Consider the following 26,161-nt stretch of genomic DNA (forward strand, 5'->3'; position numbering starts at 1 on the left):
AATCAAATTAGAAACAATGGAAAAGAACTGCATCTATCTCGATAATAATGCCACGACCAAAATAGACCCGGAAGTTGTACAGGCAATGCTGCCTTACCTAACGGACTTTTACGGCAATCCCTCTAGTATGCATACCTTTGGCGGACAACTTGGTAAAGGTGTGAAAATAGCCAGAGAACAACTTGCAGCTTTGTTGGGAGCCGATGAATCAGAAATTGTCTACACCAGTTGCGGAACTGAGGGAGATAACGCCGCGATTCGGGCTGCACTGTTGGCGCAACCAGAAAAACGACACATCATCACCACCCAAGTTGAACATCCAGCAGTCCTGAATGTCTGCAAACAATTAGAAACCCAAGGTTACAGTGTTACCTACCTTTCAGTAAATCATCAAGGGCAATTGGATCTAAATGAATTAGAAGCCTCCTTGACAGGTAACACCGCGTTGGTAACAATTATGTACGCCAACAACGAAACCGGTACGGTTTTTCCCATTGAGCAGATTGGGTTAAGAGTAAAAGAGCATGGCGCTCTCTTCCACGTCGATGCGGTGCAGGTAGTGGGTAAAATCCCCTTGAATATGAAGACTAGCACCGTGGATATGTTAACCCTGTCTGGTCACAAACTACACGCACCCAAAGGAATTGGTGCTTTGTATGTGCGACGCGGGGTGAGATTCCGTCCTTTGCTGCTTGGTGGACACCAAGAACGCGGACGTAGGGCGGGAACAGAGAATGTTCCAGGAATTATTGCCTTGGGCAAAGCAGCAGAACTAGAAATGTTACACTTGGAAGAGGCGACAAAAAGAGAAAGAAGACTGCGCGATCGCCTAGAACAAACCTTACTCGCCACCATTCCCGATTGTGTAGTTAACGGTGACCCTACGCAGAGATTGCCCAACACCACCAATATCGGCTTCAAGTACATCGAAGGTGAAGCAATTCTGTTGTTGTTGAACAAATACGGTATTTGTGCCTCATCTGGTTCTGCCTGTACCTCTGGTTCACTGGAACCTTCTCACGTTTTGCGGGCAATGGGCTTACCCTACACCACCTTGCATGGTTCCATTCGCTTCAGCCTTTCTCGCTACACCACAGAAGCTGAAATCGATCGAGTTATAGAGGTCATGCCCGGTATTGTAGAACGTTTACGTGCCCTCTCACCCTTCAAAAATGATGATGCAAGTTGGTTGCAAGGACAAGAGCAAGCACTGGCGCATCGTTAGGGACTGGGGACTGGGGACTGGGGACTGGGGACTGGGGACTAGGGAATGTTTTCCTAATACCCAATACCCAATCCCCAATCCCCCAATCTAAAATCCAAAATCTAAAATCTAAAATCGCTCATGTGGGACTACACAGATAAAGTATTAGAACTGTTTTACAATCCCCAAAATCAGGGAGAAATTGCAGAAGTCAGCGAACCTGGAGTTAAGGTTGCAACGGGCGAAGTCGGTAGCATTGCTTGTGGTGATGCTCTGAGATTGCACTTAAAAGTTGAGGTAGAATCTGATAAGATTCTGGATGCTCGCTTTCAAACCTTTGGCTGCACAAGTGCGATCGCTTCTTCTAGTGCATTAACCGAAATGGTCAAAGGTTTAACTTTAGATGAAGCCCTGAAAGTCTCCAACAAAGACATTGCAGACTACCTGGGTGGATTGCCAGAAGCCAAGATGCACTGCTCTGTCATGGGACAAGAAGCGCTAGAAGCCGCTATCTACAATTATCGTGGCATTCCCTTAGCTAGCCACGATGACGACGATGAAGGCGCATTAGTTTGCAGTTGCTTTGGGATTAGCGAGTCCAAAATTCGCCGCGTCATTCTAGAAAATCATCTCACTGATGCCGAACAGGTAACAAATTATGTGAAAGCTGGTGGCGGATGCGGTTCCTGTCTGGCGAACATTGATGATATTATCAAATCAGTGCAACAGGAATCCGCCGCATCCGATCTAAACAACTATGGCGTAAAAGTTGCCACAGAAATTGTTACCTCTAAACAGCGATCGCTAACCAACGTGCAGAAGATTGCCCTAATTCAAAAAGTTCTTGATGAAGAAGTTAGACCCGTTCTCATTGCAGACGGGGGAGATGTAGAACTGTATGATGTAGAAGGCGATCGCGTGAAAGTTGTTCTGCAAGGCGCTTGTGGTTCCTGTTCTAGTAGTACAGCAACTCTGAAAATTGCGATCGAAGCCAGATTACAAGATCGTGTCAGCAAGAACCTTGTAGTCGAAGCAGTTTAGGAATTGCTGTAGAACTTACGTACTCTACAAATACGCCCTAATAAGCATCAGCTAAGAACAGAAAGTAGGATTTGAATTGAATAATTGTCTCCACTCAATGTTTCATACCAATTCGTCAACAGAAAGTTCCAGATTGAAATCAGCAAATCTAAATCAAACCTGACTTTCTTAATTACGAATTACGAATTACGAATTACGAATTACGAATTGGTATCAGTCCTACTAACAACAGACAGCATATAGGCGAAAGTATTAAGCGCCTAATTGCAAATTCCGTCATTCAACTCGCTTCAAAGGAGACAAATATGAGTACACTGTACGACAAAATTGGCGGAAAAGCTACTATTGAGAAAGTAGTAGATGAGCTTCACAAACGCATTGTTGCAGATAACACCCTGAAGCCTTTTTTCGCTAGTACAGATATGGTAAAGCAACGTAATCATCAGATTGCTTTCTTCTCTCAGATATTTGAAGGCCCAAAAGAATACAGCGGCCGCGCAATGGACAAAACCCACACAGGTATGGCACTACAGCAATCACACTTCGATGCGATCGCCAAACACCTGAGTGAATCAATGTCTGTAGCTGGGGTATCAGCAGATGATACAAAAGCTGCACTAGATCGCGTCTCAAATTTAAAGGGCGCCATTTTGAACAAGTAATTGGACTTAGGCATTGATTGTTGACGAATAGATAAGTCAATTCCTACTAAGTCTTGCAAGCTGAAACACATTATGACGTATTTGTAAATTGCGTAATCTTCTTTGTTCTTTGTCAGAACAAATGACAAAGGACAAAGGACAAATAACAAATTACAAATGACAAAAAGAAAACAAATTTAACCAGGAAATATATGTACTTACTAGCTTATGTTTTGACTGTGGAGCGATCGCCACCAGCGATGTTCTACAAACCCTCACAGCCATAGCTCTTACAGGCGTGAGATCCTCAAACAAAAAAGACCCACCAACCAACCAATTGCAGGAAAACAAGAACAATGACTGACGAAAATATTAGACAGATAGCTTTCTACGGTAAAGGTGGTATCGGTAAATCTACCACCTCTCAAAACACCCTGGCAGCTATGGCAGAAATGGGTCAGCGCATCATGATTGTAGGTTGCGACCCCAAAGCTGACTCTACCCGTTTGATGCTCCACAGTAAAGCTCAAACCACAGTTCTTCACCTCGCTGCTGAAAGAGGCGCAGTAGAAGATTTAGAACTCGAAGAAGTGATGCTCACCGGTTTCCGGGGTGTTAAGTGCGTAGAATCTGGTGGTCCAGAACCTGGTGTAGGTTGCGCCGGTCGTGGTATCATCACCGCTATCAACTTCTTAGAAGAAGCTGGTGCTTACCAAGACTTAGACTTCGTATCTTACGACGTATTGGGTGACGTTGTGTGTGGTGGTTTCGCTATGCCTATCCGTGAAGGTAAGGCACAAGAAATCTACATCGTTACATCAGGTGAAATGATGGCGATGTATGCTGCTAACAACATCGCTCGTGGTATTCTCAAGTACGCTCACTCCGGTGGTGTGCGTTTGGGTGGTTTGATTTGTAACAGCCGTAAAGTTGACCGGGAAATCGAATTGATCGAAACTTTGGCTGAACGTTTGAACACTCAAATGATTCACTTCGTACCCCGCGACAACATCGTGCAACACGCAGAATTGCGCCGGATGACTGTTAACGAGTACGCACCTGATAGCGATCAAGGTAACGAATACCGCGCACTAGCTAAGAAGATCATCAACAACGACAAGCTCACAGTCCCCACACCAATCGAAATGGATGAGCTAGAAGCATTGTTGGTTGAATTCGGTATCCTTGATGACGATACCAAGCACGCAGAAATCATCGGTAAAACTGCTGCTGAAGCACCTGTTAAGTAAGCACTGATGTAGGAAAAGGAAAAGGAAACAATTGCATAATTTACCTTTTACCTTGTTTCTACCGATCACCTGTATCCCCCAAGGGGACTGCGAGTCCCCAACCCTACAGGGGACAATGCTCCCCTTCCCTATCCCCGTCCCTTAGGAGCAATAGAGGCAAACATGACTCCTCCAGAAAATCAGAACATCATCGAAGAAAGAAAAGAACTAATTAAGGAAGTCTTAAGTGCTTATCCCGAAAAAGCAGCTAAAAAACGGGAAAAGCATCTAAATGTATACGAAGAAGGTAAGAGCGATTGCGGCGTTAAGTCTAACATCAAATCTCTTCCTGGTGTAATGACCGCTCGTGGTTGTGCTTACGCTGGTTCTAAGGGTGTGGTTTGGGGTCCTATTAAGGACATGATCCACATCAGCCACGGGCCTGTAGGTTGCGGTTACTGGTCTTGGTCTGGTCGTCGTAACTACTATATTGGTACCACAGGTATTGATACCTTTGGTACTATGCACTTCACCTCTGACTTCCAAGAACGCGATATCGTTTTTGGTGGTGATAAGAAACTCACCAAGCTGATCCAAGAATTGGAAGTTCTCTTCCCCCTTAACCGTGGTGTTTCCATTCAATCTGAATGTCCCATCGGTCTAATTGGGGATGACATCGAAGCAGTAGCTCGGAACACATCCAAAGAAATTGGCAAGCCAGTTGTTCCCGTTCGTTGCGAAGGTTTCCGGGGTGTTTCTCAGTCCTTGGGACACCACATCGCTAACGACATGGTGCGTGACTGGGTGTTCACCAGAGCTGACAAAGAGAAGAAAGAAGGCAAGTTACAATTCGAGTCTACCCCCTACGACGTAGCAATTATCGGTGACTACAACATCGGTGGTGATGCCTGGGCTAGCCGGATTCTGTTAGAAGAACTGGGCTTGCGCGTAGTTGCTCAGTGGTCTGGTGATGGTACCATCAACGAAATGTTGATGACACCGAACGTGAAGATGAACTTGATTCACTGCTACCGTTCGATGAACTACATCAGCCGTCACATGGAAGAAGCTTACGGTATACCCTGTACGAAGTATGATTTAATGTGTTGTGATACCAGGATTTAGTCCACGTCTAACTTTGCTCAATTTAAACATTGTTCTAAATGGACTAAATTTTAAGACACATTTAAGACACAATGGAAAGCAAGGCACAGGACGTTTTTGAGGATTTCATTCCGCCAGCATCTACCGATGGCAGCTATCTAGGAACGCAGAAACACATGAAGGCTACTCGGCAGCATCTGGAACGCAAGTTTGAGAAAGGTTTGGCAGACACCAAGGCTCGGTTGAAAGCCGCTAAGGTGAAAGTCGGTTTGGTCGTGGCACGGGACACTATTCAATTGCAAGCATCCCTACCAATCAAACCGGGCGATCGCGACACGAAAGGAATTGGTTTTAAGCAGTACAAGATTTCGCTAAACATCCCTGCAAGCTTGGACGGGTTGAAAACAGCAGAGGAAGAAGCACACGAGCTAGGCAAGCTGATGGCTCGTAAACAGTTTGAATGGACTGAGAAATATCTGGGTAAAACTGCTAAGGTCGCCAACAGATCCCAATCCCTTGCTGATGTTTTGGAAGAGTTTGAAACTGAGTATTTCAAAACACGCAAATTAACAGAGAAAAGTAAACACACCTTTTCCTATTACAAGGACTATTTACGGCGATTGATTGGGTTAGATACTTTGTTGACACAATCGGAGATTGATGAAAAACTTGCACAGATGACGAGTGATCATGCCAAATACCACGCTGTAAAATCGTTGAAAGTTTTAAAATCAACTCTTAATTTAACTGGTTTCACCCTTGAGCAATTTAAAGCTACACAACCCAAAAGTCAGGCTAGGGACATTCCCAGTGACGAGGATATCATCAAATATCATGAATCTTTTCATCAGTACTCTTTGACTAGGAGCTTGACAATCAAAAAGAATTGCTTAGACAGTTGGAAGATGTGGGGTTGGGTGTATGGAATGCTTGCTACTTATGGATTACGCCCAAGAGAACTGTTTGTAAATCCTGAAATTAATTGGTGGTTGAGTCCTGAAAATAAAGATAATACATGGAAAGTTCACCCAGACACCAAGACTGGTTACAGAGAAGCTTTACCGCTACATCCTGAATGGGTTTACTTGTTTGATTTAAAAAATGTAGAGTATTTGGAACTGTTAAAAGCTCAAACTGATGACAGAACTAGTTTTATAGATATCAACACTATTCGGGTTAATTGCTCATCATGGTTTAGGCGTGTAAATATTCCGTTTACGCCCTATGACTTACGTCACGCTTGGGCGATTCGAGCGCACATGATGGGCATTCCAATTAAAGCTGCTGCTGACAATTTGGGGCATTCTGTAGAGATTCACACTGAGATTTATCAGAAGTGGTTCAGCTTGGAGAACCGGAGGAAGGTAATTAAGCAGGCAGTGGATAAAAAAGATGACATGGATACGTTGAAGGAAGAGAATGCACGGCTAAGGGCTGAGGTGGAATATCTCAGACAAGCTTTGGCACGGCACCAAATCAGTGAGGTGCTGTCTACTTAACTCACCGCAGAATGGGGTTTATTAACGGAGGTGCATCTCTATCTTTTTAGTTTTAAACTGTTAAACTAGCCTTGCTACCTTTTTTTGGCAATTTATTAGATAAAATGCCTATTTTTTGGAAATTTATATTAAAAATAGGCATCCAAAAATTTGTCTAGAGATGGCTAAAACCGGCTTGGTGAGCGGGTTTTAACCGTCTACAGTAGCGCCTACAGTCCTCGACAAAGTGTAGACAGTGTAGACAAACTCACGTTGCTCTTTAAATCCACTCTATGGCGTCAATAGTTGCACTGCTCACGGACTACAATCGCTCCGTAGGCTGAGATAGTCGCACTGTTGGGCGTTGTCTAGAGTTTGTCTACAGGTTGTCTAGAGTTTGTCTACAGTTTTATAAACAGAAGTGGACAGAGGATTGATGAGGTATTGAGCGCCAATAGTGGCATTACAGTACAACACATGAGCATCACAAGAGCTACTCAAGTTAGGGGAACAGTCAACATAAGACAAGGTATGTCCGGTCAAGTGTGCTAGATATGCTGCACTGTAATTGGGTTATAACCCGCCAATTTAGCCACGCATTAGCTCCTTAATAAAGGCGTCAATCGCCTTTCCTGCCGTTGATTGCTTGCCTACTCGGAGCTTGTTGAGTGTGCGATCGCGGATTGCCTCATAGTCTGGTTGCAGGGATTTACCTGCTGAGACCAACTGTTCCCTGAGTTGCTGGTTTTCTCGCTCAACGTCAGTCAATTGTTCTTTTAGCTCTTGTTTTTCCTTGTGTACGTTATTAAGTTGAGTTTCTAGGTTTTTAACTTCGCTCTGTAACTGGCTGACTGCTTCGCTGTTCGCTACAGTTGAGTCTTCATTGCTTTCTTGCCCGGTAGTGCTAGTTTCCTTCTCTACTACCGGGCTTTCAATTTTCCCCGCAGTTCCTCCAGTTGTGCCTGTAGTTGTGCTTCTAATTGCGATCGCACTTCACCCAGGCTTGCTGCTACCTCTTGCTTCACCAGTTCTTGAACGTCTACAGCCGTAGTCAAATCTGTAGATAGAGGATTGTTTCTTTTGACAAAATCAATAAAAAGCCTTTGGGCTGCTTGGTTGAGAGTTTCACCTTCTAACTGTGAGGACTCCACAAATTGAACAATCTCATCTGGCAAACGGAATGAAAACGCTTTACTAGCCATAGTTAACGGGTACGCTGTATATGCCTGTCTACGATACTAGCTTGTTTGCCTACATATTGTTGACAGTTGAGTTATTGCTTTGTATACTAATTGTATGCGAATTGTAGCCAGATGTATATAGGTAGTAGCGAGTAAATCGTAGCGTCGTTTCGCTCCCCTAGTACCCATATAGGATGGATAAATGATCATCTGGCTAAAAGAAGCGCGATCGCTATTTGTTGCCAAATCTGCATACGTTGTTTTTGAGGAGTAAAGTTAATGCCTATGGAAGGCTATGTTTACCTAGTTCATGCTTTAGGGACAAAGCGATACAAGATAGGACAAACAAGAGATGTAGACAAGAGAATGGAGACACTTCAAAGGTGTAGTCCTTTCCCTTTAAAACTACTGGGTCTTCTTCAAACTAATGACCTTGTATTACAAGAGAAGCGATTACATAAAATTGCTTGTTCTTACCGAGTTCACGGAGAGTGGTTTGAGCTTCCAAGTGCTTGGCTAGAAAATTTAAAACTCTGGTTCTATGACACCAATTGTCAAAACTACAAGCACGTAGTGATTCCAGGCAATCTTGCTATTTTGGTTAAAAACAGGACGCTCTCTGAACCACCGACAAAACATTTTCCTTCAGAACAAACGACTCAAGAAGAAATTCAACGTGCAGTTAGTTTACTTGGTTCGCTTGCGAAGGGTGCCAAATTTAACAAAAAGGTTAGAAGAGAACTCTATAACATTCTTGGACATTATCCAAGTACTCAAGCTGAGGCAATGATTTTGAAGCTGAAGTTGCAAGAAATTAGCAGAGAATTAAAAGCTCGCATTTGTTATTAGTGTTGTGCGTTTTGACAGGGTATGTGACCTCCACTGTCAAAACGTTCCTAACCTTGCCCTGTTTAACTTAGAGAAGGAAGGTAATAAGAATGATAGCGTCAGACGCGCCCACTTTGGGCATTTTTCGTCAAGCGTCAAAGTTTTGGCGTTTGCGAGTGAGTAAAGAATTCGACAAGCCCGAATATTACATTGGTCAAACCGTGCTGCACAAGATAAAGGTGAGGCAGGGTGAAATTTTGTACCCAGTAACAGTGTTTGGTCTTTCCTGGACTGGTATGGACTGGCAGTACAACGTCTCATTGCCAGAAGACCACCCTTGGTTTGAGGTAGACGATAACGAACGGGAATGGGTTGATGACCGGGAGCTAGAGCCGATGTAATTAATAAAAATGCCTTGGTCAGTGTTAGTAGCACCTTCCAAGGCTAAATCCCACTCAATTAGAAAAATAAAAAAGTTCGGGTAAATAGGGGGATCAAGGCGGATCACCTGGATCACACCTCAAAATTGGTCACAAAGTTGACAAGCAAGGTACATAAATTCAGTACTTTTGTTGTAATACTTACGACGTTAATCTGCTTGTGATCCACGTGATCCGCCTTGATCCGCCTACTTTACCCAACTTTTTTATTTCAAACAAAAGTGAATTAAAGCAAAACGATTCTTCACCCCACCATAGGCGATAACAGTCAGAACCCTTGCCAATAAAGCAACAGACATTTTCAGAGGTGTTCCACAGAAAGAAGTTGATAAACCTCCCAGGGGTGTGTCAGACCTAATCCTGAAGTTGATAAACCTCCCAGGGGTGTGTCAAACCTAATCCTGAAGTTGATAAACCTCCCAGGGGTGTGTCAAACCTAATCCTGAAGTTGACTGCCAGCTGTCAGTCAAACTCCATCCTGAAGCCTTACAAACAAACATTTTCAGAGCAATGAGGAATTTTATGTCACAAAGAGATTTGTTCGACAAATTGATGCAAGACGCACGGCGAGACGACGGTTACATCAACGCTACCAAATGGTGCAAGCATTTTGGCTATCGACTTGAAAGATGGAAGCGATCGCCAAAAACAAAAGCTAGATTAGAGCAGTTGAAAATCGTAGAGTCAATTGCTGAACCCTTGATTGTTGAGCGCGTAGGTAAAACTTGGGTAACTTGGGTTCACCCAATCATGGCAGTTCACCTAGCCAGCCGCCTTGATCGAGGTTTTACCAACTATATGTCCGAGATTTTTATCAGGTATGCCAAGGCTGACCCAACCCTCGCTGCTGATATTGCCTCAAGACAGGAAACGACCGAAGGGCTGAACATCATTAACAAGGTAGTCTATCAGCGCTACGAGGAATAAAAAACAATCCATGCCTGAGCGAGGATTGCCTTACATTTTCAAAACAATAAGAAATTTATATGTCACAAATAGAGCAGCTTAGCAATTTAGTGCAAGATGCACAACGAGATGACGAATACATCAATGCTACTAAGTGGTGTAAGCATTTTGAATCTAGACTTGATAAGTGGAAGCAGCTGCCAGAAACAAAAGCTAGAGTAAAGTCTTTGAAAACTACAGAGTCAAATGCTGAACCTTGGATTGTTGAGCGCGTAGGCAAAACTTGGGTAACTTGGGTTCACCCAATCATGGCAGTTCACCTAGCCAGCTACCTCGATCCAGACTTCGCCAACTATGTAGCCAAGGTTTTTATCAGGTATGCCAAGGCTGACCCAACTCTTGCCGCTGATGTTGCCTCACGCCAAAACACAGTAGAAGGACTGGACATCATTAATAAGGCAGTTCAGGAGCGTTACAAGTTTCTTGAGTCTAAGTTAATGAGAGCTTATTACATGGTCAGAGACGCTTGGGGAGATAAGTTACACTACAACACTCTTACTGAAGAAATTCAATTAAATGGGAGTCCTTTAGAGTTACGGTCTCTCAAAATCAAGCTTGATCGAGAACTTCATGTCAAGGTCGAATATGAGGATGCAAAAGAAATCGTTGAGATTATAGCTATAGTCAACACCTATCCTTTAATGGATGCTGCAAATCAGCAGAGATTTGAACCGACGTTTCGGATGTTTATAGACATAAGAAACTTTGTACCAACGAAAGAGTGTCCGAAACCGTCAAAATTAAGTTGAGACTTGGTTTTCAGGATACCTCCCAGTCACGAATAGGGGGGTTATTTTTTTTTGCGAGCTACTCCCCTTGACAGGTGGGTAACAGCTAACTTCCACATGACTGACTTCCGACTTCCAACAGCTAGTTAATGAAGTTGTAAGTTGAAGTTGGAAGTTACTGCAACGTGCAGCACCAAGACCAGCCGCCGCCGATTGCGTACAAAAACGTGGGGCGATCTCTGGACGATTTTGTACGTAATCGCTCACAGTCTTGGGCTATCACTGTTGTAAAATTGCTCTCCACTTTTTTTACTGCGCGGTCATTAAAACTTCTTTAGCAGTCAGGCGTAATTCTGGGAAAGTGGGAGAGGATATCAACTCATCTCCCTTAAACTGGGCTACTTGATATTCACCTTCAATCAGGGAATAAATTGATAGGGTTGGCAACTTGGGATTGCCGATAAATCTCCTACCGCCTACTCCCAAGTAATCTATGATCCAATACTCAGGAATTCCTATGGCTTCGTAGTCACTAACTTTATTCCCGTAATCAACACCCCAGTTAGTGCTAACGACCTCTGCGACAAAAGGAACCGATGCGGCTTGGGTCACAGTCGATTGTTTCTGCCATAGCGGTTCATTGGCTAGATTGTCTACATTTAACAGCAGGATGTCAGGGCAGTAGCCAGAGTCTACCATTGGTGGTTTAACAAAAGCATTTTTAGAGATGACGTAGGGTAGGTTTCTCCTAACTATCTCTACTGTTAAGTTGCGACTTAGTAGCGCGATGATCAGTTCATGTTCACCTACGGGCTGATTCATTTCTACAATTGTTCCGTTGTGCAGTTCATAGCGTACCCCTGTGTCGGGATACCATTCCGCGAATTGTTCAAAGGTTACTGGGGCTGGCAAGACTTGAACCATATCCACACTCTCTTTGTGTCATAGCTGTTATTTTAGTCATTGCATTAGGGTAATAATTTTAGAAGTTGTGAGTTGAAGTTGGAAGTCACTGCAACATGCGGCAACAAGACCAGCACTAGGCGATTATGCACAAAAAACGTTGGGCGATCGCTGAAGGCTTTCGGCAAAGAACTTCATACAAACCTTAAGGTTTAGCCGTTGCTGTGCGGCAATGGGCACTGCTGAGAAATCACCAAAAAGCTGATTAGCACCCATAGGGTTCTACAAAAGCACACGCCGTAGATTGTCCGCAACGCGATCGCCCTTACGGAGGCTTAACCCGCCCCGTCGGCGAACATCCGTAAACCGTGGCAGTGTTGCGTACTTTGGAAATGTTATACATTTCCCTATGTCCTGGAATTGCGCTGCGCTAATATTCAGTTTTAATCAACGACCACTCGATTAAGGGTTAAGGCTCAACCGGGAGAGTAAGCGGTTAGTCGATTGTAGTTACGCTCCAATCCTTGCATGATTTTCAATCCACGCTAATATTTTTTCGGCAAGTTAACTTGTGACTGGTTTAATTCTTACCTTTTGCACCAGCTCAAAAACTCATCAAAAGCTCAGGACACTATATAGCGTCCCAGAGAAAAAAACATCAAAAACCACCGCAAGGGTTTAACCCTTGCGCTGAAAAAAAGTGTATGAACAAATTCGCTTGAAACCTAATAGGTCTGGCCAGAAACGTCTACGGATTTTAACGGCAGTTTAGCCGCGGACAAGGCTCTCGGTTGAGTAGGTCTGTAAAAAATGTTTTTTAGCACTTTAAGGTGTTAGAAGAATTTTTTCTACTTCTGATCTGAACGCGTTTCTCAACGACAACTATACTTGTCCACGCAAGGATTTATCGGTTAACCTGCCAAAGTCATTATTTGAGATGCCGTGGCTAATCGAGAGTGCAATGACTCATTGCTGCGTTTCATTCGAGCGCACACTGTGCAGCAGTCATCTCCAGCAAACCTTTCTGCGGACAGAGCTTGGCTTGCACGAATCTTGCGACCGCACAAGGTTAACCAAACTTGCCGACGGCGGTCTTCATTCTCCATTAGGTGCAGCGCTCCGTGTTGACTTATTCGCCTTGCTAGTACATCCATGCTCAATACACCGCGTTTTAGCCAAGTGTATAAAGTTTGACTGATGTCCTGCAAGTCGTTGCAAAAATTTGCTGGACAACATTAGGTTATCCGCTTGGAAGTTTTGAGTTACTCTCTTCGACATTAACCCCAAAGAAAGGGATACATCGTAGCATCCCTAGCCAAAGGTTAAAGCTTGATTACTAATTCTGTTGGGTATACAGCTAAAACTCCACGTCTCTGCACTCCAGTAAGCCACAATTTGCAAATCAAATTACCGTTACACTAGAGTTTTGGATGTTTAAATCACAAGCTTTAAGACAAAAATAAGCCACGCAAAACGCAGACTTGTAAAACTATTGATATATAACGATTTTAGGCTTTAATCTACCGTATACCCTGGCTAGAATACAATTTCTTCGGCCCCACCAAGATTGCTGAATCCTTACGGGAAATCGCTTCTAAGTTTGACGAGAAAATCCAAGCAAACGCTGAGAAGGTAATTGCCAAGTATCAGCCAACAATGGATGCGATCGTTTCTAAGTATCGCCCCCGCTTGGAAGGTAAGACCGTTGCCATCATGGTTGGTGGTCTACGTCCTCGCCACGTTGTCCCAGCTTTCCAAGACTTGGGCATGAAGATGATTGGTACAGGTTATGAGTTCGCTCACAACGACGACTACAAACGTACCACCCACTACATCGAAAACGGCACCATCGTTTACGATGACGTTACCGCTTACGAATTCGAGGAATTTGTGAAGGCACTTAAGCCAGACTTAATTGCTTCTGGTGTGAAAGAGAAGTACGTCTTCCAAAAGATGGGTCTACCCTTCCGTCAAATGCACTCTTGGGATTACTCCGAACCTAGCGATCACTTTTACAAGTCAATTAAATCAATCTTTTTTCGCCGTCGGAGAAAAAAGAGCCTATTTCTAGCCTAAATGCGAGTTTTAGGGTTGTCCACTAACAATCTTTTTTGATGCTTCAGACAGTATAACTCTTATGAAGTCTGCTTTTTAGATTTGAAAAGCATTTTTACCACAGAAAAACTGTAAAATAAAAGACTATTTTAAATGACCATTTTTTAGATTAAATATAGCGGAGTAGCTAAATTGAGCAGCCTTTACTCACTTGTGAGCCTGTGATTGTAGAGACTTGTTTTTTGTTGCGAAGTATCTACGGTGGTCAAGATACGGTGATGTCTTTACTCGACGAGGGAAAGATATTAATTTCGATGTGCTTAAGTGAAGAAGCGGCAGTAATTAAAGAATTGTTGCGGCAATATCAGTCAGTTCCAATGTCATTAGCAGATGCGTGTTTGGTGAGAATGACACAACTGTATCCTGAAAGTGAGTTGCTAACATTTGATAGCGATTTTAGAATTTATCGGAAGAATCGTAATCAATTAATTTCTGTGATTATGCCAGAGGATTTGTAGGAATAGGGTTAAGAGCGATCGCTCTTACAAGTCAATTAAATCAAGGTTTTTTAGCCATCGTAGAAAAAAGAGCCTATTTCTAGCCTAAATGCAAGTTACAGGGTTATTCACTAACAATCTGTTTTGATGCTTCAGACAGTATAACTCTTATGGAGTATGGTTTTTAACTTTTTATTGCATTTTGCTCAAAGAAAAACTGTAAAATGAAAGACTATTTTTAATGACTATTTTTTAGATTAAATGGTGCGATCGGCTTTACTTAAAAATTATGATGATTGAGGGATGGAGAGTACAATTAGCAAAAGCGAGAATAATTTATCTGGAGTATTTCAAACCTAAATTTGCTTTAAGGTTCCGGTTGAGCGGCTGCAAATAACCTTGCCACAACACCAACCATGTTGTTATGTCGTTGCTGCAACTCAACACCCTTAATTCTATTTAGCTAGTCATCACGATTATAGGCTCTTGAATTCATATAATGATCCATTTGTCCTTCACACATTAAGCAACCGGACATATAACTATCTTCCAAATCTCCTGCAACAAATTCGCTACAGTAGCCACAATAGTCTACCTGCTCGTGAGTAGTTAAACAGGATAAACAGAGCCATGCATCATCTACGGGAATTACTGATGGTTGCCCCGTGTACTCACAATCATTGCAATATGCAAAATCTTTTTGAGATTCAGAAAAATGTTCGCACTCTGACAAGCATTCGCTCATCACGTCCCCAAACTCAAAAGCCTTGCCACAAGATCCACAACCCAATGAAGTGAAGATACTAAATTCACCTATATTATCTTTAGCTTTTATTAGCCTTGAGTGACAGGACGGACACCTAAGATACTCTACTGCCTCTTGCAAAACCTGATGCTTAAATTTGATATCCTTAAATGATTGCTCACAAGCTATCTCTTCGGCTTCATAAACATCTGCCGTTTTTAGCAAAGCTTGCCAACAAGTATCACCAAGAAGTTGGTGGGGTTCTTCATCTAAGCAATCGCTTATAAAATCTCGAATCAGTATAAATGATTTCGCAATGACTTCACGAACAGCATCAGGGGATTTGTCTGTATAATAATGTTCTATGTTGTTGCGAAGTTTATTTAGCTCCTCAAACTTTTTCCAGTCAACGGTAATTTTCAAGCTCTTAAATCTTTCCGTAATCTCGTAAACATCTACTGTTTTTTTACCAGCACCTATAAAAGTTACATTTCCTGTACCATCATCAACTGGTCTTATATCTTTTTTAATTAAAACTTCCTTATCCTGTGGGGGAGATAACCGACACAACTTCTCTTTATACAGAAGAAGTATCCCAGCACAAATGTTTCTTATACCAATTTTATATGAAGCTGCATATAATAGAGAAAACAAACTTGATAAATTAAAATAACCATGAGCCGCCCTTTTAAGATTGAAATCGCAGAGAGCGAAGAAGAACTTAAAAAACGTCTACAAACAGCTAACTTAGGAAACCAGAAAGAAAAACTTATTATGCTGTGGTGGATAAAAAGCGGACAGGTTAAGGAGCAGCAAGAAATTGGAAAACGCTTGGCGAAAGATACCTCAACTGTAACAAGGTGGTTGCAAAAGTATAGAGCAGGCGGGCTATATGAATTACTGGAAATGAAAAAAGCTCCAGGAGCAAAACGCAAAATTCATGACGCAGCGATCGCAGCACTGGAGGAAGAGTTAAAAACAGGAAAAGGCTTTAGTAGCTATGGTGCAATAGTTGAGTGGTTGAAACAAGAACATGGACAAGATATAGAGTATGCAACGGTTTATGCGTGGGTTCGATATCGATTAGGAGCAAAACTAAAAGTGCCTCGCCCTCAAAGCCATAAGCAAGACGAGAAATTGGTATCTGAATTTAAAAAAAACTTGGAATCATTCTTAATTGTCTAGAAGAACATCTAGCACCTGGCAAGTGTGTTCGCTACTTGTGCCAGGATGAAACGAGGGTGGGACTGAAAACTCTCACAGGAAAAGTGATTACTGCCTCTGGAGTCAAGCCTACTGTTGAGGTGAAATGGCCACGGGAAAATTTTTGGATTTATGGTGCGATTGAACCAAAGACTTGCGATCACAACATTACGAGTATCCGAAATTGAATGGCGAGTGTTTTCAACAGTTTTTGGACTGGCTATCTCAACAATTAGGTGGGGATTACGCTATTTTACAGGTTGACCAAGCACCTGCTCATACAAGTTCAGCGATTCGTTGGCAAGAGTTTATTATTCCTCTGTTTCAGCCACCTTCAGCCCCTGAACTCAATCCCATTGAAAGGCTTTGGCAGCTCCTCAAGAAACCACTCAAAAATCAGCTTTTCTCTTCTTTACAAACTTTACGCGATCGCATCCAAGAAATATTTGATCAACTTACACTTGAGCAGGTAATTTCCGTCTCTTCTTACAACTTTATCCTGGAAGCTTTATTCTATGCAGCTTCATATTAAATTGGTATTACAGCAGACAGATATCTCTTACTGTCGCCCATAAGATAGTCTTCTACACCCACTTGTATTGACTCGATGGCATTGTTTAGAAGAGACATAGCCCCTGTTTTTAGAAAAGATAACTAAATCATAGCTGATCGTCTGACAAGGATTGTGTGTGAGATGTATAAGAAGTAGACCGTTTTAGCGATCGCACTCACTCGACAATAAACTAGGCGATCGCATTAAACTGTCCAATCCTCTATTAACAATCCGGTACTTTGCCCAAATACTGATGATTGCGTGTTAATAAAACTAATTTACGGGATAGTGCAATGCCGAATAGCCCGTCGTAGACATCGCAGTAAAAGAAGTAGACTGTTGTTGCGATCGCCTTCACTCAAGAAACATCTGGCGATCGCTATCCTATAAATGTACTTAGTTTTTTCACAAATCAAATAGGACTGCTATAGGACTCCTATTTGAGTTTTGAACAAATTCCGTACATCTGAAGGGTGGCAAAATCAAAGGTAGTGTGTCGAATAAACCACTCAAACATCCACTTCAAATGAGAGAAGGAAGGAATCAAAGCACAGAAACGTCGAACCCACGTTTTGGCTTGCAACCAAACATCCTCTATGGGATTTTGTTCTGGGCAATTAGGAGCTTTAGCGTTCGCAGTGTATTTTCCATTGGTCAGTTGTCAAACCTTGATTAACTTCTGCCAAGAAACCTTGAATCTCTTTGGAACGATGATAAGTAGCGCCATCCCAAAAAATCAGCAATCGCTGGTCAGCAGACTCAGTTAGCAGATATCGCAGATAATCAATAGTATTTTCTGAGTTTCCCCTGTCATAAGCTTTAAGCAGTAATTGTCGTTTCAGATAGTCCACAGCCCCGTAATAGGTCTGTTTCTCTCGCTGATTTATAACTGGAACTGTTATTTCCTGGTCACTTTTACCCCAGACATAGCCACTTAAGTCTCCCCACATTAAATGACATTCATCAATTAGGAATACTCTCAGTTTTCCTGTTTCGATTTCAACGCGGTGGTTTGCCAACAATGTTTCAATTTCTTTTTTTTTTCTGCAACAGTATCTGGATTAGCTTTGGGATTTAGCTTTGTGGTTTTTTTCTAACTTATCGAACCTGCGTCGAACAGGTCGTAGTAACTTTATTTTGACTTCATTGCTGCAATAACTGGTGTGGAAATTATAGCAGCAATTACGAGGCGATCGCGCAGTGGAAGTATTAGCATTACAGATGCAACAATCACACGCAATCAGTTCAGAAGTGATTTACAAAAAGATTACCAAATCATTGAAATCACAGAAACTATAATTAATTATGGAATGGCATTGTCAGAAATTTATAGTTTACGAGGTTATGACGCTATCCAACTAGCAGCAGGCCGTGCAGTTAATACCCTTTGCATCGCTAATGGATTACCTTCTATTACCTTTGTGTCCGCAGATAAGGAGTTAAATACAGCAGTTGTCAGTGAAGGATTAATGATTGAAAACCCTAATAATCACCCATAGTGTAGGCTCACTGATGATATATATTTACTACTGAGATTGATTTGGTGCGGCGCTTGGCGACAACGCACCCTACCTATTACGTTACAGCGATTTTCTGGTAAATGAACCACATTGTTTTTATCTCACGCCAAGACGCAAAGGCGCAAAGTAAGAAATAATATTGTGGTCTAAATACATGAAAATTGCTGTAACCTAAATTCATTCCTTACTTATTAATAATTGGCGATATGCTTCTAAATGATTTGCTACAGAATGTTAGTAAACTATCCCATCAAGATAAATTGCGCCTTATCCATTTTCTGTTGCTAGAGGTAGCAAAGGAAGAAGGATGCAATCTAGAATTAACTGATAATCAAGAACAGGAAAATGCACTTTTAAAGCAACTGGAATCTACTGAAGCAGTTGTATGGTCTCCTTGTGAAGCCTATGAAGCAGCCCAGACATTATCTGAGCTTCTTACAGCAGCAAAACAGGAAGGTCATGCTTGAAGGTAAAAGATTTCCTTTTATTGAGCGCAGCAATGCTCTTGGTGTTTCCAGCACGATGCCTTATTTACCATTGACTTTGACTTATAAAAATCAATCTATTGAAGTTATGGGTTTGCTGGATACAGATGCAAGTGTTAATGTATTACCTTACGAAATTGGTCTGCAACTAGGAGCAGTTTGGGAAGAACAAAAAGTTCCAATTCAGTTAAGCGGGAATCTAGCTCGTCTCGAAGCACGAGGATTAGTGCTGTCAGCTAGAGTTGCAGAATTTTCTCCTGTCTTGCTTGCATTTGCTTGGACAAAATCTACAGAAGTACCTTTGATACTCGGACATATGAACTTCTTTGCAGAGTTTGATGTGTGTTTTTACCGTGCTGATTTAGCTTTTGAGGTGAGTCTAAGAAGACAGTAAATTAAATTATAATATACTCACAGTCTATTCAACTCTTGTTTGATTATTATCAATAATTAACGAATTAAGTACTTTCTTTGAACTACGTGTCCATTTGTCAGTACCATATTCAATACCATTATCAGATTCTAGAGATTGGTTGGGATGGATATGACCGAATTTATAATTGTGTGACACATCTCGATATCAAAGATGAAAAAATATGAATTCAGAGTAATATGACAGATATCCAAATTGCTGAAGAGTTGACTGAGATAGGAGTACCCACAGAGGATATTGTTTTGGGGCTACAGCCATCTTACCTCCGTCAATATACGCAATATGGCGTAGCGTGACAGAATATAGCGATCGCATTCCTCTAGGGCACGTTGGGCTGCACGACAGCTTGCTCGTAAATCAAGTTTTCAACTCGTAAATCAAGTTTTGGACTTCTAAATCAAGTTTTGAAGTTTTAAATCAGGTTTTGGACTTCTAAATCAAGTTTTGAAGTTTTAAATCAGGTTTTGGACTTCTAAATCAAGTTTTGAAGTTTTAAATCAGGTTTTGGACTTCTAAATCTGTTAATTTTAACAAATTTCAGCAAATATACCTGCATTTATGCTGTGTATGAATGTTCTATAAATTCTGTAGCTTTACTCAGGCTGGTGCATCCGCCTATTGCGTAATTTAGTGGTATATAAAGAACACAGTGGTAAAAGCCTCAGAGTTCTCTATAAATTAATCCAAAAAGGAAAATTTTATGCCGCAACGCAGACGAAACTCGCTTGCACTGACGAAAGCTGAACGACGGATTGAAGGAATGCAGGCGATTAAGCCTGACTTAGATTTTGGTAATGGGTTATCAATCACTAGTTACAATACTATGATTCATGACTTGCGAGAGAAGCTAGCTGCCCATAATCAAGCACGAACGATAATGGATAAAACTCAGAATGCATTAGAAGAAGCTGAACGTGTGTTGAATGATTATTCTGAACACATGCTGTTGAGTGTTGCGTCTCGCTATGGCAAAAATAGTGATGAGTATGGGATGGCTGGTGGAACGCGTAAGTCAGAGCGAAAGAAAACACGCTCGGCAGCAAACCAAACGGTGAAGTCTGCGGAGTGATTTATATAAAAAGTCTGTTTGCGATTATTATCCACAAACAGACTTAACTTTTTCAGGCTTGTAATTAAGCTTGCTCCCAAAGCTGACGTATACGATCGGGGAGCCAGCTAGCAATTTCCTGAATCCGCTCTTGAGAAAGTTCGTCTTTGGTGGCAGAAAACACAGCTTGAACTGCTTGCTCTGCCTTAACGTTTGGTGGGAGCGCTCCCTCATTGGCAACTCGCGTCAGAAATAAATTGGAATCGATGCCAATGGGAGCCGGGCCTCTTAAAGGTTGGCGTATTCGACTTAAAAATCTGACAATTGGATTGGTATCTTTCCAAAGATCGGCAACTTCAAATTGGAGTGCTTTCTCATCTGTAGGCACAGCTTCTTTATGCAGTTCTCCCTCGACGCGATCGCTTGCTTCTGTCGTCATTAAGTCACGCATGACGCGAAACACAACTTCGCTAAAGTCTCTGGCATCATACAAATCTGCAAATCTGGCTTTAACCAAGACTTTTTCTAGGAAAGAACGATGTTCACGAGCGATCGCAGTTCGAGTATCTTCAATTTCGGTTGGATCGACTTCTGGAATGTTTTTTCTAAATGTTTGATCTGGCATAGTTTTTGTTGTGCTTCTTAAGATTGAGTCTTGATGTTTACCCCTGTAAGGTCGCACAAATAAAAAACCTTAGTATCATCCAGAAGTTCGAGATCCTATCTATTCAAAAGTTAGAAATCTAGTCTTGATTAATAAGGCACATTATACAACAGATTGTTGCTGCCTAAACGTAAAAAATTCGCTTGTCCTATATATCTTCTATTCGTGTCGAAAAACAGTCAAAATAGACAAGTTGGTATCAATTCACTGGAAAAAAGATGGTAGAAATCACAAACATCGAAATTAACACCGCAAAAGTCAAAATACCTAATGATGACTTAGAAATCGATGCTTACTTAGCTCAACCAGCACATCAGGGAACCTTTGCCGCCGTTATCGTTTTTCCAGAAATTTTTGGAATCAACAGTAACATTCGAGATATCACCGAATTAATCGCTAAACAAGGTTATGTCGCAATAGCCCCCGCGATGTTTCAACGTATTGCTCCGGGTTTTGAGGCTGATTTTAGCGCCCAAGATGTTGGGTTTAGCCCAGAAAGCTATGGGCTAGGGTTGGAATACTATCAACAAGTAAAGTATCAAGATATCTTAAGTGATATTCAGGCGGCGATCGCCTACTTAAAAACTTTGCCCAACGTCAAACATGATGCCATTGGTGTCATTGGTTTCTGTTTTGGTGGTCATGTTGCTTACATCGCTGCAACTTTACCCGATATCAAAGCCACAGCTTCGTTTTACGGTGCTGGGATTACCACTTCTAGTTATGGTGAAGAGACTCCAACTATTAATCGCACCTCAGAAATTAAAGGTACTATTTATGCATTTTTTGGTACAAGAGATTCGTTAATTTCCCAGGAGGAAACCGAGCAAATTGAGGCAGAATTAAAGAAACATCAAATCAATCATCGTGTATTTAGATACGATGCCGGACATGGATTTTTCGCTGGATTCTTCAAAGACCAGTACCCATTTTTAGCACAACACCCAAGTTACAATGCTGAAGCTGCTCCTGATGCTTGGCAACATGTTTTAGAACTATTTCAAAATCACTTGTCAAACTAAATGATGTAGATTGTGGTGTGTTGTCACCAAGTGCAATGCACCACGATTTACAGCTATTTTCAGGTAAATAAACCACGCGGTAAGGGCACAGCAATGTTCCCTACGACAGATGTGGTTCAAATACATGAAAACTGCTGTAAGATGCGATCGCCTGCTGCGGCTTGGGTGGGATGCACGATAGAATTTAGGCAAAGATTTTATCCTTTTGGTTAGCTGTCTAAGATGTCTGCAAGAGATACGTTTCATCAACTGGTCAGGACTATCCTTGAGAATGAAGGGTGGGTAATTACTCACGATCCGTACCATATTGATTTAGGGTTTGTTGATTTTTACATCGATTTGGGTGCAGAACTGTTGCTAGCAGCGACAAAGGACGATCAAAAGATTGCAGTTGAAATCAAAACATTTTTGGCAGCCTCAACTATTTCTGAGTTTCATACTGCAATTGGACAATTTATTAACTACCGCATTGCCTTGGAAGACGACGATCCAGAGCGGCGACTGTATTTGGCAGTTCCCCTGGATGTTTATAAGCGATTTTTCAGGTATCCATTTATTCAAACGGTCATTGGCCGTAACCAAATTCCGCTTTTGGTATACGACACAGAAAAACAGGAGATTGCAGAATGGATAGGCTAAATTTGTATCGTGAACTAATTCAGAGATTATTGACGGCGCGGGCAAAGTTGCGCTCTGGGAACGATCCCATAGAAAGTCAAACCATTTTTGATACAACACAAGACCACTATCAGCTTGTGCATGTGGGATGGAAGGATAGCAGTACCCGGATTTACGGCTGTGTGCTGCACGTAGATATTAAGGATGGGAAAATTTGGGTGCAGCATGACGGAACAGAGGATGCAATCGCGGATCAACTCGTGAGTGAGGGAGTGCCTAAGCAAGATATTGTGATAGCATATCATGCACCTCATGTCAGGCAGTACACAGATTTTGCTGTAGGATGACTCAGAAGCACGCTAGAAGAGTTTTTACAAATTAGAGCGATCGCTTTTGTTCCCACTAGACAAAATTTTGAGTGATAACGGACATCGAGCGATCGCAAAACTAGAATTCACTCCAATAATCAGCCAAACAGACGTTGCTTTTAAGCTTTGGAATTTTTAAGCAGTAATTGACAACCACATAAAAATGGGTTTGGACTTTCTATGCGATCGTCTGCTAGTACTTCAATTGTCAACTTACTATTGTAAATCAATTCGTCATAATCCATCAATGCATTCCACTTGATTTTACCAGTGGGGAAGCCTAGCTGTGAAGCTCCATCAGATATTAACTCTTGCCATTTCTCAACCTCTGGATCTCGTGATTTACAGTAATCGAGAATGGCAATCAATGCACCAGGCTTAGTAACTCGTAAAATCTCCTCCATCGCACGGACTGGATCGTTAACGACACACAGCGTAAATCCTGAGGCTGCTGCATCAAAGGTATTATCAGAAAAATCTAGATTGCAGATATCCGATACCTTAAAGCTGATGTCTGCGGATACGCTCTTTTTACGCGCTTCATCCAGCATTTTATGAGAAAGATCGACACCGACTACATGCACTCCTTGAGGATAAGCCCAAAGATTAAGACCTGTTCCTACCGCAGCATCAAGTACGGTTTGTCCTGGCTGAAGTTGTAAGGAAGCAATTAGGGGTTGGCGATCGATGTGCCAGTAACGCTGCATAATTGCGTCATAATCGACTGCTCCCTGATCGTAGGTTTCAATCACCTGATTTATCTGCATAGGTTTTTTAACAAATAGAACTACTGATTTTAACTATCTGTCCAACTGTATAATCTGTTAACACTCAAAATTAGTATATTACCAGCAAAATAATTTTATACTATATCAAATTCGGATAATAACTTATTATTAAAATTTCTGGCGTCCCTGCGTCAGTGATAATGATAAGTTTTCAACCGAAAATGATATTAGAGCCTCAGCCATAATTATTAAACCACTCCATGAACCTCTAGCCGCAGAGGAATTTGAATGATAAACTCGGTTCCTTTTCCACGAGTTGAGAAGCACTCCAGTTTGCCACCATGTTTTTCTGTGACGATTTGGTAGCTAATAGACATACCCATTCCGGTTCCTTTGCCAATGGGTTTGGTGGTGAAAAATGGATCGAATATTCGTTGCTGAAATTCTTGGGAAATACCAACTCCGTTATCAGCGATCGCTACTTTTACCCACGTTGAATTCACAACCGATGTGCGAATTATAATTCGACTGGGATTTTCCTGTATTTCCTGATAACTAAGTTTGGCATGACTTTCTTCTAAGGCATCAATGGCATTCACTAAAATATTCATAAACACCTGATTTAGTTGTCCGGCATAGCATTCTACTGCGGGTAGATTGCCGTAGTCTTTGATTACCTGAATTTCGGGTTGTTCTGGTTTAGCTTTGAGGCGGTGTTGCAGAATCATCAAAGTACTGTCGATGCCTTCATGAATGTCAACGCTTTTAAATTCCGCTTCGTCAATGCGGGAGAAGTTCCGCAGCGACAATACAATTTGGCGAATGCGATCGGTGCCGACTTTCATGGAAGACAACAATTTTGGTAAGTCTTGCTGCAAAAACTCCAAATCCATATCTTCGGCAGCAATTTGAATTTCTGGAGCAGGGTTAGGATTGTGTTGCTGATACAATTCTATAAATGCTAATAAATCCTGAGTATATTCTTGCACATGGGCGAGGTTGCCATGAATAAAGTTAACTGGATTATTAATTTCGTGTGCAACTCCAGCAACTAATTGTCCCAGACTAGACATTTTTTCACTCTGAATAACTTGAGATTGAGTGCGTTGCAATTCCTCTAATATATTTTTGAGTTCAGTGGTACGTTCTTCTACTCGGTCTTCTAGTTCTTCCTTGCTTTTTTCTAAAGCTGTAAACGATTCATGCAGTTGTTCTGCCATGTAATTAAAAGAGTTAGACAGGGTATTAAGTTCTTGAATGCCGCTAGTTTTTACTGTTTGATCTAAATTGCCAGATGCCATTGCCTTACTTGCTCGATTTAGGCGCAGAATTGGGCGTACAATCCAATGGGAAGTAAACACGCCCATCACCGAAGCAACGACTAATGCAGCAAAACAAAAGGCGATCGTAGTTTGGGTGTTGGCGTTAATTTGCGCCATGAATGCGTTTTCTGGCACACTCACCACCAAGAGCCAATCTAAACCATACTCGTCACGCCAAGGTAAAACATCGACAAAATACCGTTTTCCTTGTAACTCGAGTTGAAAATCTGTGTCTTTGGTGATGGACTCCAACCCTTTAAAAGTTTGCAGGTGTTTAGCAACGTTCTGTATTATTGGGTCAGAGCTAGCGATCGCCTTCAATCTCTGAGCCTTTTGATTAACTAACGTAAAAGGCTTTTCTGTGCCGGAAGTGGCGATTAATGTGCCATCCCGTTCTAAAAGGAACACTCGCCCAACTTGACTGATATTCAAACTGCGTAAAAAATCGCCCAGTTTCAACAGATGGATATCGCAGGCAATCATTCCTAGTAAGCGATTTTGCGAATCATAGATTGGACGACTCGCAGAAGCGGCGATGTAGGGACCGGTAGGAAAGTTCTCAACCAGAATCTTTGTCCAAATAGGTTTACCAGCGGCTATGGGTTGGGTATACCAAAGTTGGCTAGAATTTTCCCAATCCCACCGAGCATTTACCTGAGTTCGATTGCCTCGATCGTCAGTAGCATAAGTGTAGACATTGTTAGGCAGCTTGCCAGTCCAATCATCAATGGTAATGGTTTTGCCATCATAACGAGCAGCACCCACCCCTTCACCCGTCGTTAATCCAATACCAATATAAGTCAGGTCAGAGGTGTGCATTTGATCCCAGAAATACTTGCCAAGGGTTTGGCGATTCTGCACATCTAATATTCCCCTGCGGATAGCATCTGCGTTGATTTGATTCAGGGTTTGCGGAATGGAAAGATAAGACTTGAGGTGTTCATCCACTACCTCACTGGTACGATCTATCAACTGTTCTGCCAAATCATTCACTGCTCTTTGTCCATTTTTAAAGGACAAATAACCCACTAAACTGACCGCTGCAAAAATTTGGATCACGAAGGGAACAACAAGAACAATTTGTAATGGTAACGCCTTAGCTTTGCTAAAATGGTGAGTCTTCATTGCTGGAAACTGCAAGTTAATACTAATTTGGT

30 protein-coding genes and 4 pseudogenes are annotated in these 26,161 nt (G+C 41.9%); 24 read left to right on the top strand and 10 right to left on the bottom strand.

Features of this window, described 5'->3' with window-relative positions:
* The first annotated feature begins 16 nt into the window (after positions 1–16).
* The 6 genes and pseudogenes from nifS (at position 17) to IQ276_RS06015 (ending at position 6,718) form a co-directional block, all read left to right on the top strand.
* Positions 17–1,225 (top strand): cysteine desulfurase NifS, encoded by a 1,209-nt coding sequence (nifS, locus tag IQ276_RS05990; RefSeq protein ID WP_221706334.1) that lies wholly within the window; start codon positions 17–19, stop codon positions 1,223–1,225.
* 120 nt (positions 1,226–1,345) lie between these two features.
* Positions 1,346–2,245: a Fe-S cluster assembly protein NifU gene (gene nifU / locus IQ276_RS05995; protein ID WP_190882700.1), complete on the top strand. Its 900-nt coding sequence runs from the start codon at positions 1,346–1,348 to the stop codon at positions 2,243–2,245.
* A 305-nt stretch (positions 2,246–2,550) separates the two neighbouring features.
* A complete protein-coding gene (locus IQ276_RS06000) occupies positions 2,551–2,907 on the top strand; it encodes a group I truncated hemoglobin (protein WP_193916878.1) in 357 nt (118 codons plus the stop codon).
* A gap of 335 nt (positions 2,908–3,242) precedes the next feature.
* Positions 3,243–4,136 carry a nitrogenase iron protein gene (nifH, locus tag IQ276_RS06005; protein WP_073642353.1) on the top strand — a complete coding sequence of 298 codons (894 nt, stop codon included), beginning with the start codon at positions 3,243–3,245 and terminating at the stop codon, positions 4,134–4,136.
* Between the two features lie 162 nt (positions 4,137–4,298).
* Positions 4,299–5,213: pseudogene (locus IQ276_RS06010) on the top strand (nitrogenase component 1); the annotation flags it as partial.
* A gap of 98 nt (positions 5,214–5,311) precedes the next feature.
* Positions 5,312–6,718 (top strand): site-specific integrase, encoded by a 1,407-nt coding sequence (locus IQ276_RS06015; RefSeq protein ID WP_193916884.1) that lies wholly within the window; start codon positions 5,312–5,314, stop codon positions 6,716–6,718.
* 567 nt (positions 6,719–7,285) lie between these two features.
* Here the strand turns inward: IQ276_RS06015 and IQ276_RS06020 are convergent.
* Positions 7,286–7,465, bottom strand: coding sequence for a hypothetical protein (locus IQ276_RS06020; protein WP_193916886.1), 180 nt, complete (start codon positions 7,463–7,465; stop codon positions 7,286–7,288).
* Positions 7,466–7,617: 152 nt separating this feature from the next.
* Positions 7,618–7,899, bottom strand: coding sequence for a hypothetical protein (locus IQ276_RS06025; RefSeq protein WP_193916888.1), 282 nt, complete (start codon positions 7,897–7,899; stop codon positions 7,618–7,620).
* A 258-nt stretch (positions 7,900–8,157) separates the two neighbouring features.
* Here IQ276_RS06025 and IQ276_RS06030 point away from each other — a divergent pair, with 258 nt between their 5' ends.
* From IQ276_RS06030 to IQ276_RS06045, 4 genes are all read left to right on the top strand, one after another.
* Positions 8,158–8,727 carry a GIY-YIG nuclease family protein gene (locus IQ276_RS06030; RefSeq protein WP_235115475.1) on the top strand — a complete coding sequence of 190 codons (570 nt, stop codon included), beginning with the start codon at positions 8,158–8,160 and terminating at the stop codon, positions 8,725–8,727.
* Positions 8,728–8,816: 89 nt separating this feature from the next.
* Complete coding sequence (locus IQ276_RS06035; protein ID WP_193916891.1) at positions 8,817–9,107, top strand: hypothetical protein; 291 nt, start codon at positions 8,817–8,819, stop codon at positions 9,105–9,107.
* A 561-nt stretch (positions 9,108–9,668) separates the two neighbouring features.
* A complete protein-coding gene (locus IQ276_RS06040; RefSeq protein WP_193916893.1) occupies positions 9,669–10,073 on the top strand; it encodes a KilA-N domain-containing protein in 405 nt (134 codons plus the stop codon).
* 59 nt (positions 10,074–10,132) lie between these two features.
* Positions 10,133–10,861, top strand: a complete 729-nt coding sequence (locus IQ276_RS06045; protein ID WP_193916895.1) for a KilA-N domain-containing protein — start codon at positions 10,133–10,135, stop codon at positions 10,859–10,861.
* 288 nt (positions 10,862–11,149) lie between these two features.
* On the opposite strand, the gene IQ276_RS06050 is transcribed toward IQ276_RS06045, so the two are convergent.
* From IQ276_RS06050 to IQ276_RS06055, 3 genes are all read right to left on the bottom strand, one after another.
* The gene (locus IQ276_RS06050) at positions 11,150–11,764 is read right to left on the bottom strand and encodes a Uma2 family endonuclease (protein WP_193916897.1); all 615 of its coding nucleotides are present in this window, start codon (positions 11,762–11,764) and stop codon (positions 11,150–11,152) included.
* 123 nt (positions 11,765–11,887) lie between these two features.
* Positions 11,888–12,019: a hypothetical protein gene (locus tag IQ276_RS40090; protein ID WP_255264307.1), complete on the bottom strand. Its 132-nt coding sequence runs from the start codon at positions 12,017–12,019 to the stop codon at positions 11,888–11,890.
* Positions 12,020–12,654: 635 nt separating this feature from the next.
* Entirely contained in the window at positions 12,655–12,897 is a 243-nt protein-coding gene (locus tag IQ276_RS06055; RefSeq protein ID WP_193916899.1) for a hypothetical protein, read from the bottom strand.
* Between the two features lie 367 nt (positions 12,898–13,264).
* Between IQ276_RS06055 and IQ276_RS06060 the strand changes: the two are divergent.
* Positions 13,265–13,819, top strand: a pseudogene (locus IQ276_RS06060) (nitrogenase component 1); the annotation flags it as partial.
* 221 nt (positions 13,820–14,040) lie between these two features.
* Positions 14,041–14,316, top strand: a complete 276-nt coding sequence (locus IQ276_RS06065) for a hypothetical protein (protein WP_228043054.1) — start codon at positions 14,041–14,043, stop codon at positions 14,314–14,316.
* Positions 14,317–14,758: 442 nt separating this feature from the next.
* On the opposite strand, the gene IQ276_RS06070 is transcribed toward IQ276_RS06065, so the two are convergent.
* The gene (locus tag IQ276_RS06070; RefSeq protein WP_193916901.1) at positions 14,759–15,694 is read right to left on the bottom strand and encodes a hypothetical protein; all 936 of its coding nucleotides are present in this window, start codon (positions 15,692–15,694) and stop codon (positions 14,759–14,761) included.
* A 21-nt stretch (positions 15,695–15,715) separates the two neighbouring features.
* On the opposite strand from IQ276_RS06070, the gene IQ276_RS06075 reads away from it, so the two are divergent.
* From IQ276_RS06075 to IQ276_RS40095, 4 genes are all read left to right on the top strand, one after another.
* Complete coding sequence (locus IQ276_RS06075; protein ID WP_193926101.1) at positions 15,716–16,225, top strand: helix-turn-helix domain-containing protein; 510 nt, start codon at positions 15,716–15,718, stop codon at positions 16,223–16,225.
* 56 nt (positions 16,226–16,281) lie between these two features.
* Positions 16,282–16,431 (top strand): hypothetical protein, encoded by a 150-nt coding sequence (locus tag IQ276_RS06080; protein ID WP_235115476.1) that lies wholly within the window; start codon positions 16,282–16,284, stop codon positions 16,429–16,431.
* A complete protein-coding gene (locus tag IQ276_RS06085) occupies positions 16,428–16,775 on the top strand; it encodes a transposase (RefSeq protein ID WP_235115477.1) in 348 nt (115 codons plus the stop codon). The genes IQ276_RS06080 and IQ276_RS06085 overlap by 4 nt, the downstream gene beginning before the upstream one ends.
* A 282-nt stretch (positions 16,776–17,057) precedes the next feature.
* A complete protein-coding gene (locus IQ276_RS40095; RefSeq protein ID WP_255264308.1) occupies positions 17,058–17,186 on the top strand; it encodes a hypothetical protein in 129 nt (42 codons plus the stop codon).
* Positions 17,187–17,232: 46 nt separating this feature from the next.
* Here IQ276_RS40095 and IQ276_RS06090 read toward each other — a convergent pair.
* Positions 17,233–17,928 (bottom strand): annotated as a pseudogene (locus IQ276_RS06090) (IS630 family transposase); the annotation flags it as partial.
* Positions 17,929–17,959: 31 nt separating this feature from the next.
* Here IQ276_RS06090 and IQ276_RS06095 point away from each other — a divergent pair.
* The 5 genes and pseudogenes from IQ276_RS06095 (at position 17,960) to IQ276_RS06115 (ending at position 20,303) form a co-directional block, all read left to right on the top strand.
* Positions 17,960–18,295 (top strand): type II toxin-antitoxin system VapC family toxin, encoded by a 336-nt coding sequence (locus IQ276_RS06095; protein ID WP_228043456.1) that lies wholly within the window; start codon positions 17,960–17,962, stop codon positions 18,293–18,295.
* A gap of 227 nt (positions 18,296–18,522) precedes the next feature.
* Positions 18,523–18,783 carry a hypothetical protein gene (locus tag IQ276_RS06100; protein ID WP_193922967.1) on the top strand — a complete coding sequence of 87 codons (261 nt, stop codon included), beginning with the start codon at positions 18,523–18,525 and terminating at the stop codon, positions 18,781–18,783.
* Positions 18,776–19,195: a retroviral-like aspartic protease gene (locus IQ276_RS06105; protein WP_193922971.1), complete on the top strand. Its 420-nt coding sequence runs from the start codon at positions 18,776–18,778 to the stop codon at positions 19,193–19,195. The genes IQ276_RS06100 and IQ276_RS06105 overlap by 8 nt, the downstream gene beginning before the upstream one ends.
* A gap of 86 nt (positions 19,196–19,281) precedes the next feature.
* Positions 19,282–19,530 (top strand): annotated as a pseudogene (locus IQ276_RS06110) (element excision factor XisI family protein).
* Between the two features lie 404 nt (positions 19,531–19,934).
* Positions 19,935–20,303, top strand: coding sequence for a hypothetical protein (locus tag IQ276_RS06115; protein ID WP_193922974.1), 369 nt, complete (start codon positions 19,935–19,937; stop codon positions 20,301–20,303).
* A 64-nt stretch (positions 20,304–20,367) separates the two neighbouring features.
* Here IQ276_RS06115 and IQ276_RS06120 read toward each other — a convergent pair whose 3' ends face one another.
* Positions 20,368–20,907, bottom strand: coding sequence for a DUF2267 domain-containing protein (locus tag IQ276_RS06120; protein ID WP_190882672.1), 540 nt, complete (start codon positions 20,905–20,907; stop codon positions 20,368–20,370).
* Positions 20,908–21,164: 257 nt separating this feature from the next.
* Between IQ276_RS06120 and IQ276_RS06125 the strand changes: the two genes are divergently transcribed.
* The 3 genes from IQ276_RS06125 to IQ276_RS06135 all read left to right on the top strand — a co-directional run bounded on the left by IQ276_RS06125 (position 21,165) and on the right by IQ276_RS06135 (position 22,933).
* A complete protein-coding gene (locus IQ276_RS06125) occupies positions 21,165–21,968 on the top strand; it encodes a dienelactone hydrolase family protein (RefSeq protein WP_235115478.1) in 804 nt (267 codons plus the stop codon).
* A 222-nt stretch (positions 21,969–22,190) separates the two neighbouring features.
* Positions 22,191–22,607, top strand: coding sequence for a XisH family protein (locus IQ276_RS06130; RefSeq protein ID WP_190882674.1), 417 nt, complete (start codon positions 22,191–22,193; stop codon positions 22,605–22,607).
* Complete coding sequence (locus IQ276_RS06135; RefSeq protein ID WP_193923903.1) at positions 22,595–22,933, top strand: XisI protein; 339 nt, start codon at positions 22,595–22,597, stop codon at positions 22,931–22,933. The genes IQ276_RS06130 and IQ276_RS06135 overlap by 13 nt, the downstream gene beginning before the upstream one ends.
* A 140-nt stretch (positions 22,934–23,073) precedes the next feature.
* On the opposite strand, the gene IQ276_RS06140 is transcribed toward IQ276_RS06135, so the two are convergent.
* Positions 23,074–23,721, bottom strand: a complete 648-nt coding sequence (locus IQ276_RS06140; RefSeq protein ID WP_193923898.1) for a class I SAM-dependent methyltransferase — start codon at positions 23,719–23,721, stop codon at positions 23,074–23,076.
* 209 nt (positions 23,722–23,930) lie between these two features.
* Positions 23,931–26,129: a sensor histidine kinase gene (locus IQ276_RS06145; protein WP_235115479.1), complete on the bottom strand. Its 2,199-nt coding sequence runs from the start codon at positions 26,127–26,129 to the stop codon at positions 23,931–23,933.
* Positions 26,130–26,161: the final 32 nt, after the last annotated feature.

This window comes from Desmonostoc muscorum LEGE 12446 (assembly GCF_015207005.2).
GTDB classification, from domain to species: domain Bacteria; phylum Cyanobacteriota; class Cyanobacteriia; order Cyanobacteriales; family Nostocaceae; genus Nostoc; species Nostoc muscorum.

What these genes read in the sequence shown, in the direction of transcription:
- IQ276_RS06050 (WP_193916897.1), bottom strand. Translation starts at nt 11,764, where the DNA reads ATGGTTCAAGTCTTGCCAGCCCCAGTAACCTTTGAACAATTCGCGGAA.
- IQ276_RS06035 (WP_193916891.1), top strand. Translation starts at nt 8,817, where the DNA reads ATGATAGCGTCAGACGCGCCCACTTTGGGCATTTTTCGTCAAGCGTCA.
- IQ276_RS06125 (WP_235115478.1), top strand. Translation starts at nt 21,165, where the DNA reads ATGGTAGAAATCACAAACATCGAAATTAACACCGCAAAAGTCAAAATA.
- IQ276_RS06105 (WP_193922971.1), top strand. Translation starts at nt 18,776, where the DNA reads ATGCTTGAAGGTAAAAGATTTCCTTTTATTGAGCGCAGCAATGCTCTT.
- nifU (WP_190882700.1), top strand. Translation starts at nt 1,346, where the DNA reads ATGTGGGACTACACAGATAAAGTATTAGAACTGTTTTACAATCCCCAA.
- IQ276_RS40090 (WP_255264307.1), bottom strand. Translation starts at nt 12,019, where the DNA reads ATGGGTGCTAATCAGCTTTTTGGTGATTTCTCAGCAGTGCCCATTGCC.
- IQ276_RS06130 (WP_190882674.1), top strand. Translation starts at nt 22,191, where the DNA reads ATGTCTGCAAGAGATACGTTTCATCAACTGGTCAGGACTATCCTTGAG.
- IQ276_RS06140 (WP_193923898.1), bottom strand. Translation starts at nt 23,721, where the DNA reads ATGCAGATAAATCAGGTGATTGAAACCTACGATCAGGGAGCAGTCGAT.
- nifH (WP_073642353.1), top strand. Translation starts at nt 3,243, where the DNA reads ATGACTGACGAAAATATTAGACAGATAGCTTTCTACGGTAAAGGTGGT.
- IQ276_RS06030 (WP_235115475.1), top strand. Translation starts at nt 8,158, where the DNA reads ATGCCTATGGAAGGCTATGTTTACCTAGTTCATGCTTTAGGGACAAAG.
- IQ276_RS06100 (WP_193922967.1), top strand. Translation starts at nt 18,523, where the DNA reads ATGCTTCTAAATGATTTGCTACAGAATGTTAGTAAACTATCCCATCAA.
- IQ276_RS06055 (WP_193916899.1), bottom strand. Translation starts at nt 12,897, where the DNA reads ATGGATGTACTAGCAAGGCGAATAAGTCAACACGGAGCGCTGCACCTA.
- IQ276_RS06120 (WP_190882672.1), bottom strand. Translation starts at nt 20,907, where the DNA reads ATGCCAGATCAAACATTTAGAAAAAACATTCCAGAAGTCGATCCAACC.
- IQ276_RS06045 (WP_193916895.1), top strand. Translation starts at nt 10,133, where the DNA reads ATGTCACAAATAGAGCAGCTTAGCAATTTAGTGCAAGATGCACAACGA.
- IQ276_RS06040 (WP_193916893.1), top strand. Translation starts at nt 9,669, where the DNA reads ATGTCACAAAGAGATTTGTTCGACAAATTGATGCAAGACGCACGGCGA.
- IQ276_RS06135 (WP_193923903.1), top strand. Translation starts at nt 22,595, where the DNA reads ATGGATAGGCTAAATTTGTATCGTGAACTAATTCAGAGATTATTGACG.
- IQ276_RS06025 (WP_193916888.1), bottom strand. Translation starts at nt 7,899, where the DNA reads ATGGCTAGTAAAGCGTTTTCATTCCGTTTGCCAGATGAGATTGTTCAA.
- nifS (WP_221706334.1), top strand. Translation starts at nt 17, where the DNA reads ATGGAAAAGAACTGCATCTATCTCGATAATAATGCCACGACCAAAATA.
- IQ276_RS06075 (WP_193926101.1), top strand. Translation starts at nt 15,716, where the DNA reads ATGAGCCGCCCTTTTAAGATTGAAATCGCAGAGAGCGAAGAAGAACTT.
- IQ276_RS06145 (WP_235115479.1), bottom strand. Translation starts at nt 26,129, where the DNA reads ATGAAGACTCACCATTTTAGCAAAGCTAAGGCGTTACCATTACAAATT.
- IQ276_RS06115 (WP_193922974.1), top strand. Translation starts at nt 19,935, where the DNA reads ATGCCGCAACGCAGACGAAACTCGCTTGCACTGACGAAAGCTGAACGA.
- IQ276_RS06000 (WP_193916878.1), top strand. Translation starts at nt 2,551, where the DNA reads ATGAGTACACTGTACGACAAAATTGGCGGAAAAGCTACTATTGAGAAA.
- IQ276_RS06015 (WP_193916884.1), top strand. Translation starts at nt 5,312, where the DNA reads ATGGAAAGCAAGGCACAGGACGTTTTTGAGGATTTCATTCCGCCAGCA.